Raw genomic sequence first — 13,535 nt, 5'->3', positions numbered from 1 at the left:
AATTAACCACTTGCGACTTTAAAACATAAACAAATTAAGCTACATTATAAATACATTACCAGCAGTAAGGAGATTTAGCCCATGTGCCGCAGTTGCAATTGCCTTTCTCAATACCTTCCAGCCCGTATCATCACCATTCTGATTATCCTTTGTACTTTTCTACCACTAAGTGCATGCAAGGATGACAAACAGGGACTCACCGGCTACCCGCCCGCCCCGGTAACCACAGCCAAAGCCGAACTGAAAAACACCCCTTACTATCTGACCGCAATCGGTACGGTAAAAGCCATCGATTCAATTACTGTGCGCTCAAGGGTGACCGGATATTTAAGCAGAATCTTCATCAAAGACGGGCAGGAGGTAACAGAAGGCCAGCAGCTTTTCACCATGGACCCGTCTCCCTACGAGGCTTCCATCGGGCAGCTCAGGGCGGAACTGGCTTCAGACAAAACCAAGTATGAACAGGCCCGCAAAGATTACAACCGCTATCGCGACCTTGTGGAGCGCAAGGTTGTCAGTGAAGAGAATTTCGAAGAAAAGCGGTTGGACATGAAAACCGCCAGCGATGCCATTGCGGTCACTCAGGCTAAACTGGAAGATGCACGCAATGATCTTAAATACTGCTTCATCCGTTCTCCCATCGACGGCCTTGCCGGATATGTAAATCCCACAGAAGGCAATCTTATCGAGGAAAACAAGGACGAACTGGTAGTCATCAACAAAATCTCCCCCATTGCCGTAAATTTCTATCTGCCCCAGAAGTATCTGGCCGAAGTGCAGAAATATTCAGCCAACAAAACCCTTGAAGTTCTCGCCATCACCGAGGGCCGCGACAAACCCGAAATCGGCGAACTGGTATTCATCGATAACAATGTCGACACCAAAACCGGAACCATCTGGATGCAGGGCCGCTTTGAAAACAGCAACAACGCCCTCTGGCCCGGCAATTACGTGGAAGTCCGGCTCAAGCTTTATGAAGAAGATGTAATCCGCATCCCCATGGAAGCCACCTGCACCGGGCCGGAAGGTAAATTCGTCTGGATCGCCCACAGCAACAATACTGTAGATATGCAACCCGTAAGCGTTGAACGCAGGATGGGCAAACTGGATATTCTCAGCAAAGGTCTGAAGGATAAAGAGGTCATTGTTTCTGACGGACAGCTGCGCCTCTTCCCCGGTGCGGCGATCACCGTTAAAAATTCCGGCAACAACACCTCTGCAGCCCCCAAAGCGTCCAAAGAAAAGAGCGGTGAGTAACCATGAATATCACCGAACTTTTCATCAAACGTCCGGTCATGACCGCGCTGGTGGTCATCGGCATGGTCTTTTTCGGCATTGTCGGCTATTTGCGTCTCCCGGTCAGCTACCTGCCTGCGGTTGAATTCCCGACCCTGCAGGTCACCGCCATCCTGCCCGGAGCCAGCCCCTCAACAATGGCCTCATCAGTGGCAACCCCGCTGGAAAAGGAATTCACTTCCACTCCGGGGTTGCGTTCCATGAGTTCCGTAAACTCACAGGGCCAGACCCTGATCACCCTGCAGTTCGACCTCGACCGCGACATTGACGGCGCGGCCTCGGACACACAGGCGGCCATATCGCGGGCCAGCGGCAACCTGCCCACCGACCTGCCGCAGCAGCCCTACTATGAAAAATTCAACCCCGCCGACGACCCGGTCCTCTACATGGCCATCTGGTCTGAATCCATGCCCCTGTACAAGGTCAACGAGTACACCACCACTTTCCTCACCGACACCATCTCCATGGTCAACGGCGTTTCCAAGGTAGAGGTTTACGGGGAATCCAAACTGGCGGTGCGGGTACGTGTCAATCCGGAGAAACTGGCTGCCCGAGGCATTAATATTGATGACATCCGCGAAGCCATCGCAGCCCAGAACGTCAAGGAACCGGTAGGTACGTTGGACAACAAAAAGCAATCAGTAACTGTTGAAGCCACCGGACAGCTGAAGAATGCCGATGAATTCATGCCCATGATCTTTGAATCCAATGAGGGCAGGACTGTACGTCTTTCCGATGTGGGTGAGGTCATCAACTCCGTGCAGTCGGATAAATCGGGTTCATGGATTGACGGCAAACGCGGCATTGTCATCGCCATCAAAAAGCAGCCCGGTTCCAACACTATTGAAGTGTGTAAAACCATTCAGGAAATGCTGCCCACCATCCGGGACCAGATTCCCGCCGGAATTCAGATGAAGGTCCTCTATGACCGCTCTATTCCTATTGAAGAAGCGGTTTACGATGTGCAGGAAACCCTGATGCTGGCGATTTTCTTTGTCATCTGCGTTATCTTCTTTTTCCTGAAAAACTTTTCTGCAACCATCATCGCCGCTGTTGCGGTTCCGGTGTCCATCGTCTTTACCTTTGCCATCATGTATGTGCTGGGCTACTCGCTGGACACCCTTTCCCTGCTGGCCCTGACCCTATCCGTAGGATTCGTGGTCGATGATGCAGTGGTCATGATCGAAAACATTGTCCGCCATCTGGAAATGGGCAAGAAGCCGTATCAGGCCGCGCTGGACGGAGCCAAACAGATCACCTTCACTATTATTTCCATGACCCTGTCACTGGCGGTGGTTTTCATCCCGCTCATGTACATGTCCGGGATCATCGGGCGTATCCTGCATGAATTCGCCATGACCATCACCGTGGCAATCCTTGCTTCGGGCGTGGTCTCGCTGACCATGACCCCCATGCTGGCCAGCCGCATACTCAAGCCGGGCAGCAAGCTTTCCGAATCCGACCCCTTCTTTGATTTCCTGCTGCGCATGTATGACAAGTCACTCCATTTTGTCATGCGCCACCGGGCATGGACCATGGTCGGAGCCGGGCTTATCCTGCTTGCAACCATCCACTTTTTCATGGTTATTCCTAAAGGTTTCCTGCCCACGGACGACCTGAGCTATTGTCAGGGATTCGCGCAGGCCAAACAGGGAATTTCCTACAATGCCATGAAAAGCCACATCAAAAAACTTGAGCCGCTGCTCATGGATGACCCCAATATCCGCAGCGTAATCACTGTAGCCGGGGCACCCATCCAGAATCAGGGCTACGTCTTCCCCATGCTGGTTCCTCCGGGAGACCGCGAAATGACAGCTGATGAAGTTGCCCGTGAACTGATGTACAAACTCAACAACGAACCGGGCATCATGTGCTGGATTCAGAACCCGCCCATGATCAGGCTGACCGCAAAGTCCACCAAGAACCTCTACCAATACACGGTACAGGCCCCGGATCAGCAGGAGCTGTTCTCACTGGCTCCGAAATTCGAAATGCAGTTGCGCCAGATTCCGTACCTCACCGGACTCACTTCCGACCTGCTGGACCAGAACCCGGAACTGTGGGTCAAGATCGACCGCGACAAGGCTTCCTACTACGGAATCACCGCCCACGACATCGAAAACACCCTCAACTCTGCCTACTCGGAACGCAAGGTCTCGACCATCTACGGCGACACCGACCAGTACTGGGTCATCCTGCAGGTATTGCCCTACAACCAGCGCGATCCCCGCGACCTGATGAAGCTGCATGTCGCCAATAAGAACGGTGACCTGATCAGACTGGATTCCGTTGCCAGCTTTGAAGAAAAACCCGGCCCCATGCAGGTCAACCATACCGGTATGCTGCCCTCGGTAACTTACTCCTTCAACATCGCCCCCGGTTATTCCCTCAGCGATGCCACGACATCAATTAATGAACTGGCCCTGAACAATCTTCCGGATACCGTAGTCTCAAACTTCGAAGGCACGGCGGATGAATTCCAGAAATCCATGGCCAGCGTATATTTCCTGTTAGGAATTGCGGTCTTTGTCATCTTTATGATTCTGGGCATTCTATATGAAAGCTACATCCACCCCATCACCATTATCTCCGGTCTGCCTTCCGCGGCCATCGGCGGGTTGATAACCCTGACCGTATTCGGCAAGGACCTCGACCTGTTCGGCATAGTCGGCGTCATCATGCTGATCGGTATTGTCAAAAAGAACGCCATCATGGTGGTGGACTTCGCCCTTGAAGCCGAGGAAAAAGAAAACCTCTCCCCGGCAGAAGCGGCAATTAAAGGATCTCTGGAAAGGTTCCGGCCGATCATGATGACCACCATCGCGGCAATCGCCGGGGCCATGCCCATCGCGCTGGGACTGGGTGCCGGAGCACAGGCCCGCCAGCCCATGGGCCTTGCCATCGTGGGCGGGCTGATCCTCTCGCAGGTGGTTACCCTGTATCTGACCCCGGTCTTCTATACCTACATGGATTCGTACCAGAAATGGACCTACGAACGCGGCCGGGCCAAGCGAGAACTGCTCGGCATTCCTGACAAGAAGAATTGATGCGCTTCGCGCTTTTTGATAAAAAGAGATGCCTCCGGCGGCCAGAGAAACTTTTGCAAAAGTTTCTCTGGACTCTTCAAAACCTTTTAGTTTGGCTTCGCCGCTTTGTTTGGCAATGTGCAATAAAATTAAAACCCCGGTCCTGATTAATCAGGACCGGGGTTTTAAGCTCGTATGATTCAGGACTTACCAGTCCATCATCTTTGCAGCCTGCTTCATAGTCGGTGCAAAATGAAGAAAACGGTCCATGTAGAGCATTTTCAGATTCTTCATGATCCTTTCCGGAACATCGGTGAAGACAACCATACCGCCATTCTGCTCCGCCTTTTTATGGGCATTGATTAATACCCCAAGGCCGACGCTGTCTATCAGGCTGGCATATCTGAGATTAATAATTATTTTACAGCCGTCTTCAGCAACGGCACTATAGATTTTATCCTTAAAGAACTTTGCAGTTGAATTGCTGACCCGTCCTTTGAGTGCAAAAATGGTGAATTCCCCTTTTTGACGTTCGATAAAATCGAACCGGGTTTGAAAAGCCTGATCAACTACAGACTCAATAGTCTGCAGACTGTCAGAATTTTGCCCCTCCACCTTTTCCTTCAATCCCAAGGCATTAGCCCCAAGACCGAAACGGTCTATACTATCCTTTATGTTAGTCATGGCCGAAACCATGCATCATAAATGCCAATAGACATCCCGTTTAATTATAAATTTCAGCAATACCCCAAAAAAAAGGACCTGAATCAACAGGTCCACATAAACAATCAGCAGGTGAAAACTCAACCGAGCTTCTCAAATGCCGATTGAAGATCCGGACAAAAATTCAAATATTTATCCACACTCAGCATCTTCATATTCTTGGCGATCATCTCATTAAAATCGCTGAACACAATCATGCCGCCGTACTTATCGCAGGCTTTATGGGCATGAACCATGACTCCCAGCCCGGCACTGTCGATCATGTCAACGTCTTTCATGCACATGACTATCCGGCAACCATTCTCACAACAATGCGCGTATAGATGGTCACGAATCAAAGGTACTGTAGAATGGTTGAAATGCCCTTTAGGACATAAGAGCAAACACTCCTCCCGGTCCTCTTCCGTAAAATCAAAAATAATATCGGCGTGCTCAGACATACCCTCAAAACTCCTTATTCCCATACTAGCGCAGGAAAAATACTCCTGAAAAGGAAATTTATTCCGCCACACACTCGCGCAACAGGCAATATTCTTCACTGCCCCTTGCCGGAAGAATTACCCCCTGCGAACTGCGTCCGTCAACCTTGAGTATCACCGGTGCCGGCAATCGCAGGTGACTGATGTACTCCCCTTTCTCAATCATATGCTGATCGGCAAACCATTCCCAATCCATACGGTTTCCGGGTTTATCAAGCACCATCAGGTAGTTGATGCCCAGCGTAGTAATATTATGGAAAAAATGCGATCCCTGCGACGGTTCCACTTTGAGAGATTCACTGGAAGTCTCGATAATCGCTGAGACATTTGAAATATCCGGCCACTCAACCGGGATACCCAGCCAATGGTCTGCAGACCCCCAGCGTCCGGGTCCGGCCAGCAGGTACTTTCGTTTCTGCTTAACCAGTTGCCCGTTGATGCGCGAAATCTCCATGGCAATCTGGCGCGTTTTGGAGACATCAAAGCTGTCCGGGCGCACAATAAGGAGATCTACAATATCATCCTTTTCAGCATTACCGAGGGCATGGCTGGAAACACAGACCGCTTCTTTAAGCTCCTGATCGGTAATCTCGATGCGGTTCAGGTCGGCCCTCGCGCTCATGGGCCGCAGCTGAAGCAGATTGAATTCCGGCTTGCGTCCATCCTCAAAAAGATTGATGCAGAATTCCATTTCCACCGGACCGCCCATACCTTTCTCAGCCAGCTTAAGCACATCAGTCAGTACTGACGGCAGGGGAATGATCTTGTGTTTGAGTACCGGAGCAAAAAGCACAACCTTGGGGCCGGGAATAGCAGCGGTATCCCTGATTCTGCCCTCCTCTGCAAGAAAGGTGGACGCCAGCTTGCGCACCGGGAGGGATTCTTCAAAATCAGCAATATCCAGCTTTTCAAGGTTTGCATCACCGTGGATATCATAAACCTCACCATTACCCATGCGCAGCCCGTAAAATGAAGTCTGGGCGTTCTTGAGCGAATCCTGCAATGTCGGGCACTGGGGCAATATTTTTGGATATTTGGGTGAAAAGCGAATGCACTGTTCCCCGTCCACCACGGATTTACCGATACCGAGCGCAATGGTTGCCACCCCGTGTTCCGGCTTCATCTTGCCGAAGGGATAGTAGTTGTAGGACTGCCCCACCCCGGACATGGCAGGAAAATAATAATCACCGTACTGCTCTCCGGCCACCTCCTGAATGATGACCGCCATTTTCTCCTCATCCGTGCGCTGATTCACCCGCTGCGAAAAGGATTTCGGAGCCTTGTAGTAAGTAGATGCCCAGACCAGCTTGATACCGTCAACCAGCTGTTTCAGCCGCTGCTCAATATCCGGGTGGTCATTGGGAATCATATAAGTCTGATACAGCCCTGCGTAAGCCTGATACTGGGCATCTTCCAGCAGACTGGATGAACGGATGGAGAGCGGATACTTCACCTCCTGAAGATAGGCCCACAGCTGAGCCTCAATCCAGCCCGGAAAAAAAGCCTCGCTGAAAATTTCAGACACCTTATCATCATCGAGATCGGTGGTCGCCAGATAGGAAAGGTCATTCATCTCCATGAAATCATCAAACCCGGAAGTACCGATGGTCAGGGTGCGCGGTGCGGTGATTACCATATCCGAATACTTATCATGCAGCCACGGATTACGGGCCAGCATGGAGCAGATGAAAGCCATCCCGCGAGCCTTACCGCCCAGCGATCCGGCTCCGATCTTTAAAAAGTCCGTATCCGGGTCAAAATCCTTGGGGTTAAAGGAAACAATAACCCCCTGCTGACGCTGCATGCGTCTTTCACGGATTAAATCCAGCATATGTTCGCGATGGGTTTCCACATCCGGGAAATCTTTTTCGCGCAACGGACGGATAGTATTTGCAAGTGCGATCTCAGTGCGGGCATAAAACCAGCGCGAAAAATCATTCAGCTGGCAATGGCGCATAAAGATATCCTGATCAATAGTACGCAGGGATTTTTCCAGCGAATACAAGCTGCTTGCCCGCGCAACTTCATTGCCCTCAAGATCACGAAAAATAAAATCACCGAACCCCAGCTGCTCCATCACAAACTTGCGTATTTCAGACATCAGGTCCGGGGAATTCTTATCCACAAAACAAGCCGGGATATCCTTTGCACGTTCCTCATTTTCCGGTTCATTACTGGTCAGCAGCAGGGGAATGTCATCGCGGCTTTCTTTGATGCTTTTAAGCAGTTCTATGCCGGAATTTCCATCCAGAATCCCCTTGCGCGGAAAACGCACATCGGAAATAACACCCAGAATATAGGTTTCGTATTTCTCAAAAAGAACCATGGCCTCTTCATAAGTACGAGCCACAAGTATCTTGGGCCGCGCACGCATGGTCAGCAGCCGGTGTTCGGAGTTCAGCCCTTCCTCAAGCACAGCCTGAGTCTGGCGGACCAGCTCCTTGTAGAGTATCGGCAAAAACGAAGCCAGATAGCGCGGTGAATCCTCCACCACAATAATCGCCCTGATCCCGACCTCGGAAGTATCATGCTCCACATTGAGCAGGTCTTCGAGGTTCTTGACCATGGCCACCAGCAGTTCCGCATCACCGGACCAGACAAACTGGCGGTCCGTATTCTCGAATAACTCTTTTTCCGATACAGCCAGCTGTTTATGGGCCAACATCGCCACTGGAATACCCGGTATCTTTTCCTTGATACGACGGCCCATGTCGTTACAGTCCATATTGGTCAAATGGGGCATCAGGATAACCAGATCGAAAAAACGCACATCAAGCAGTTCAAGGGCTTCATCAATATTGGAAACCCATGTCAAACGCGGAGGGCGGCTCAGATTCAAACCACGGTATTCACTGACAATCCGCTCCGATATCCGGCTGTCCTCTTCCATGACCCATGCATCATAGGGGCTGGAAATAAGCAGGATATCCCGGACCTTGACCTGCATCAGGTCATGGTAAAGGTTGAACTGGCGGCTCTGCCCGCCCAAAAATGTCATTTTATTACTCATGCGCACCCCATAATCAAAAAAAGGCGGACAGCGAAGTCATCGCAGTCCGCCTTTCTGGTCAGATTCTTTATATTACAATATAATATGAAACTGTTTTATACAACACCCTGATCCAGCATGGCCTGTGCGACCTTGACGAAACCTGCGATGTTCGCACCGTTCACGTAGTTGAACGGGGTTCCGTAATGCTCTGCAGTATCCATGCAGGACTTGTGAATATTATGCATGATATGCTTGAGACGGTTATCGACTTCTTCACGGGGCCAATTAAGGCGCATGCTGTTCTGGCTCATTTCAAGTCCGGAAACGGACACGCCGCCAGCGTTGGCAGCCTTACCGGGACCGTAGAGCATTCCGGCATCGAGGAAGATTTCGATACCTTCAGGCATGGTCGGCATATTGGCACCTTCGGAAACCACACGCACACCGTTGGCTACGAGATTGGATGCATCCTTGCCGTTGATCTCATTTTGTGTTGCGGAAGGAAATGCGCAATCAGCCTTATGATTCCAGAGCGGATTGTGGTCCTGATCCGGGTCAACAGGAACGTAAACGGCTTCGGGATACTTTTCAGTATATTCCTTAACCCTGCCGCGACGCACGTTCTTAAGCTGCATGATGTATTCAAGCTTCTCGCGATCAACACCCTTTTCATCATAAACATAACCGGATGAATCGGAAAAGGTTACCGGGGTGCAGCCGAGTTCGAGCAGTTTTTCCATGGTGAACTGGGCCACGTTACCGGAACCGGAAACAAGCGCGGTCTTGCCTTCAAAAGTCTGACCCTGCGCGTTAAGCATCTCGGCAGCAAAGTAGACCGATCCGTACCCGGTGGCTTCAGGGCGGATCAGGCTGCCGCCCCAGTTGAGACCCTTACCGGTCAGCACGCCGGTAAATTCATTACGGATCTTTTTATACATGCCGAACATGTAACCGATCTCACGGGCACCGACGCCGATATCCCCTGCCGGGATGTCGGTGTTAGGACCGATGTGCCGTGAAAGCTCAAGCATGAAACTCTGACAGAAACGCATCACTTCCATGTCCGACTTGCCTTTGGGGTCAAAATCGGAACCGCCCTTGCCGCCGCCCATGGGCAGGGAAGTCAGGGCGTTCTTGAAAACCTGTTCGAAAGCCAGAAATTTGAGAATACCGAGGTTTACCGAAGGGTGAAAACGCAAGCCGCCCTTGTACGGACCGATGGCACTGTTCATTTCCACACGGAATCCACGGTTGACGTGTACGTCACCGTCATCATCAGCCCACGGCACGCGGAACATGATAACCCTTTCCGGCTCGACAATCCGTTCCATAATCCCGGCACTGCGGTATTCGGGATTGCGGTCAAGAACAGGCTTGATCGATTCAACAACCTCGCTCACAGCCTGATGGAATTCACGTTCATTGGGGTCCCTGTTTTTGACCAGTTCCAAAATTTCCATTCACAGCCTCCTAAACGGCCTTAAGCAGTTGATATGAAATTGACTTACAAAAAATTTTCACTTCCTTTATTCCACCACTAACCGACTAAGTCCACACATCTTTTCAAAAAATAAGCAAAAAAATTAAATTAATTTTTTATCAAAATTGTACTTTTTGATCTCTCGATCAAACCCATTACTACCTGATTGTAACATAAAAAGGTTGACAGTAAGTAAACGCTTACTGTAGACACAGAATCATGAACATCAACAAAGCTCTATTTTTCTTTTTTAACTTTTTTAGCTTTACCAGCCCTGTGGTCTGGAGATGTTCACTCGCGTAAGCGAAAGATGAAAGAGTTTTCTCCCAGGCCGCAGGCAAACAGCCCGCGGCCTTTTCTTTTGCCTGCCTGGGTTGCCATACACACCCTGCCCCTGCAAAAAACTCCGTTATTTCAGCTGAACACAGCTATTTTACAATTTTAATCAACTTACGACATCTGGAGGCTTCATATGATGTTAGGACTTGGCTCCGTAGAGATTGCAGCCGTCTTCTGGCTCTGCATCATCTCTTCGCTCGGTTGCGTGGTTTATGGAATCCTGAACTGGAATAACAGGGGCAAACCCGACGCCACAGCACTGAATGTGGATGTAAAAGGAAAAGGTGATAAATAATGGTTACCAAGATCGTCATCACCTGCATTTATCTCGGGGTAATCTTCTACCTCGGCTTCAAGGGCTGGCAGTCCACGAAGAAATCCACTGACTACATGCTTGCGGGACGCCAGATGAACCCATTCATTATGGCTATGTCCTACGGCGCGACCTTTGTTTCCACTTCCGCCATTATCGGCTTCGGCGGTGCTGCCGGGCTGTTCGGCTTCCCGCTGCTCTGGCTGACCCTTGCCACCATCGTGGTCGGCGTACTCATCGCCATGGTCTTTTTCGGCAAACGGACCAGACGCATGGGTCTTGCCCTTGAAAGCCACACTTTCCCGGAACTGCTGGGCCGCCGTTATGATTCCAAGTTCATTCAGGGCTTCGCAGGCGGAGTTATCTTTCTCTTCATCCCGGTTTACGCTGCAGCGGTTCTGATCGGTATTTCACGTATGATGGAAATTTCATTCGGCATCCCCTACGACACCGCACTGATCGTAATCAGTTTCATTCTTGCGGGTTACGTTATCACCGGGGGCATGAAGGCGGTCATGTACACTGATGCTTTTCAGGGGCTGATCATGGCTATTATGATGATCATCCTTATTGTCTCCACCTATGCCATGCTCGGCGGTGTGACTGAAGCGCATCAGGCCCTGACTGACATGGTCAATCTCATGCCTGCCAAGCTCCAGAAAGGGGGCATGATCGGCTGGACGCAGGGGGCGAAATTCGGAACTCCCCTCTGGCTGGTCATCTACACCACCATTGTTTACGGCGTTGGTATCGGCGTACTGGCCCAGCCGCAGCTGGCTGTACGTTTCATGACCGTACCCTCTGACCGCGAGCTCAACCGCGCAGTGCTTTACGGCGGAATCTTCATCCCGCTCATGACCGGGGTGGCCTTCCTTACCGGAGCTCTTTCCAACGCAGTCTTCTACAAGGAGGTCGGTAAAATCTCCATCGCTGTTGCAGGCGGAAACATGGATAAAATCATCCCCATGTACATCGAGCAGATGATGCCTTCATGGTTCTCCGCTCTCTTCCTGCTGGCAATGCTCGCCGCCGGGATGTCCACCCTTTCCTCCCAGTATCACGTGGGCGGAACCGCGCTGGGCCGTGACTTCTTCGAAAGGTTCATCAACGTTCCGGCTGAAAAATCCGTTAAAATCACCAAGATCGGTGTAGCCATAACCCTGCTGGCTGCTATCCTCTGGGCCTGGGTCCTGCCTCCGTCCATCATCGCCCGCGCAACAGCCTTCTTCTTCGGTCTCTGCGCTGCTTCCTTCCTGCCCATCTATCTGCTGGGTCTCTACTGGAAAGGAATGACCAAAAAGGCCGCAAAAATATCCATGGTCGGCGGGTTCAGCGCATCCATGTTCTGGCTGCTCTTCGTGCATGCCAAGGAAGCCAAAGCTATCGGGCTTTGCAAAGCCCTGACCGGACTGGACACCCTCGTATCCTCCGCCGCCAAAGGCTCATGGATCTGGCTGCTGCAATGGGTCGACCCCAACGTGGTCGCCCTGCCCGTATCCATGGCACTGGCTGTCGGGGTGGCTATGATCACGCCCAAGATGACTGAAAAGCATGTGGAGAAATGCTGGGTTAATATGTAAACAGCTGCTACCACTAAAAATAAAGGGTGTAATCTCAATAGATTACACCCTTTATTTTTGAGAAGCACTAAACAGGACTCTTTGATAATTAAAAATCATAATGCATAAGCAGGGAGCAGAGGGAGGGGAAATAAACGCCTGTTACGACTTCCGACAATCAGCAAACCTTTACAAGGTAATTATGCTGAGTTATTTATTAATATGCTTAAAAATTCACTAAAGAAAAAAGCCCGTACTTCCCTCTTAACAATTTGCAGCATTGCTTTCTGTTTTGCTATTCTCGGCCTATCCCCCACTCCCCCTGCATGTGCAGACGACATAATAATTAATTTAAGAGAAGAAAGTCTTAATTCATATTTTAAGTTAATCTCTGAATTTGATAACGATCCCCTCAAAATAAAACATATTCCCTTTCAAAAATATAAACGCGGCCCAATTGAAATAGCCATTATCATCAAAGCCTTACGTCTTGGCGGACTAACCGATGAAATAAAGTTCAAGGTCATTCCCAACAGCAACCGCCAAATCAAAGACACAGCGGATGGTAAATCAGTTATATGCGGCCAGCAATTACCTATTAGTTTTGTTGAAATGAACAATTGTTTTGATAAAGTCTTTATGAGTGCTCCCATAACCAATTATGGAGAGTTCCAAAAACTTTTTTATTATTTACCTGAAAACCATAAAATGAAAAACATTACATTTGAAAAATTAAAAAACAAAACAAAAGGAGCTATTGGAATTGATTGGTACTCTGATATTACTGTATTCAATGCAATCGGCATTACAAACTATATAACAGGACAGACAACACTTAGCGTCATTAAAATGTTAAAAGCTGGACGGGCCGACTGGGTACCTATCGTAGTACACAACACAGATGACTTTTCAACAGTAACAGAAGGTGTCAAACTGATTCCTGTTCAGGGACTAAAGTTTGCGTTACCGGAAACCAGACATTTTTTCATCTCCAGAAAACACCCCATGGGTAAAGAAGTGTATGCAGCACTACAAAAAGGCTTAAAAATTCTTCGTGAAAATTATTTTCTGCGTGATGCATTATATGCTACAGGCTTTTTTACCCCCCGCATAGACTCTTGGGAAATGCTTAATGCTGACCAGATAGAGCACCACACGGTTCCCCATATGGAAAAATAGACCTCGCTGCCACTACTAAAAATAAAGGATGTAATCTTAATAGATTACACCCTTTTTCTGTTTGAGGCGCACTATATTGGACGGCTTTAAACCATCATGATTTATGGTTTTAACAGAGCATACAAAGCGCGTTCCGCTTGACCCGATGC

9 protein-coding genes are annotated in these 13,535 nt (G+C 49.7%); 5 read left to right on the top strand and 4 right to left on the bottom strand.

Going from position 1 to position 13,535, the window contains the following annotated elements; all coding sequences use genetic code 11:
• Positions 1 to 81 precede the first annotated feature (81 nt).
• Positions 82 to 1,257: an efflux RND transporter periplasmic adaptor subunit gene (locus tag FMR86_RS07285; RefSeq protein WP_163350433.1), complete on the top strand. Its 1,176-nt coding sequence runs from the start codon at positions 82 to 84 to the stop codon at positions 1,255 to 1,257.
• A gap of 2 nt (positions 1,258 to 1,259) precedes the next feature.
• A complete protein-coding gene (locus FMR86_RS07280) occupies positions 1,260 to 4,343 on the top strand; it encodes an efflux RND transporter permease subunit (RefSeq protein WP_163350432.1) in 3,084 nt (1,027 codons plus the stop codon).
• Between the two features lie 186 nt (positions 4,344 to 4,529).
• Here the strand turns inward: FMR86_RS07280 and FMR86_RS07275 are convergent, their stop codons facing one another.
• The 4 genes from FMR86_RS07275 to gdhA all read right to left on the bottom strand — a co-directional run bounded on the left by FMR86_RS07275 (position 4,530) and on the right by gdhA (position 9,976).
• The gene (locus FMR86_RS07275; protein ID WP_163350431.1) at positions 4,530 to 5,006 is read right to left on the bottom strand and encodes an STAS domain-containing protein; all 477 of its coding nucleotides are present in this window, start codon (positions 5,004 to 5,006) and stop codon (positions 4,530 to 4,532) included.
• Positions 5,007 to 5,125: 119 nt separating this feature from the next.
• The gene (locus FMR86_RS07270; protein ID WP_163350430.1) at positions 5,126 to 5,485 is read right to left on the bottom strand and encodes an STAS domain-containing protein; all 360 of its coding nucleotides are present in this window, start codon (positions 5,483 to 5,485) and stop codon (positions 5,126 to 5,128) included.
• 58 nt (positions 5,486 to 5,543) lie between these two features.
• Positions 5,544 to 8,534, bottom strand: coding sequence for a PEP/pyruvate-binding domain-containing protein (locus tag FMR86_RS07265; protein ID WP_239057170.1), 2,991 nt, complete (start codon positions 8,532 to 8,534; stop codon positions 5,544 to 5,546).
• Between the two features lie 95 nt (positions 8,535 to 8,629).
• Positions 8,630 to 9,976, bottom strand: a complete 1,347-nt coding sequence (gdhA, locus tag FMR86_RS07260; protein WP_163350429.1) for an NADP-specific glutamate dehydrogenase — start codon at positions 9,974 to 9,976, stop codon at positions 8,630 to 8,632.
• A 492-nt stretch (positions 9,977 to 10,468) separates the two neighbouring features.
• On the opposite strand from gdhA, the gene FMR86_RS20385 reads away from it, so the two are divergent.
• The 3 genes from FMR86_RS20385 (at position 10,469) to FMR86_RS07250 (ending at position 13,386) form a co-directional block, all read left to right on the top strand.
• Positions 10,469 to 10,630 (top strand): symporter small accessory protein, encoded by a 162-nt coding sequence (locus FMR86_RS20385; RefSeq protein ID WP_203544808.1) that lies wholly within the window; start codon positions 10,469 to 10,471, stop codon positions 10,628 to 10,630.
• Positions 10,630 to 12,228 carry a sodium:solute symporter gene (locus tag FMR86_RS07255; RefSeq protein WP_163350428.1) on the top strand — a complete coding sequence of 533 codons (1,599 nt, stop codon included), beginning with the start codon at positions 10,630 to 10,632 and terminating at the stop codon, positions 12,226 to 12,228. The genes FMR86_RS20385 and FMR86_RS07255 overlap by 1 nt, the downstream gene beginning before the upstream one ends.
• 201 nt (positions 12,229 to 12,429) lie before the next feature.
• Entirely contained in the window at positions 12,430 to 13,386 is a 957-nt protein-coding gene (locus tag FMR86_RS07250; protein ID WP_163350427.1) for a hypothetical protein, read from the top strand.
• Positions 13,387 to 13,535: the final 149 nt, after the last annotated feature.

The organism is Desulfovibrio sp. JC010 (assembly GCF_010470675.1).
GTDB lineage: Bacteria > Desulfobacterota > Desulfovibrionia > Desulfovibrionales > Desulfovibrionaceae > Maridesulfovibrio.
The sequence above is the reverse complement of the archived record's forward strand: the minus strand, read 5'-3'. Positions and strand labels throughout refer to the sequence as shown.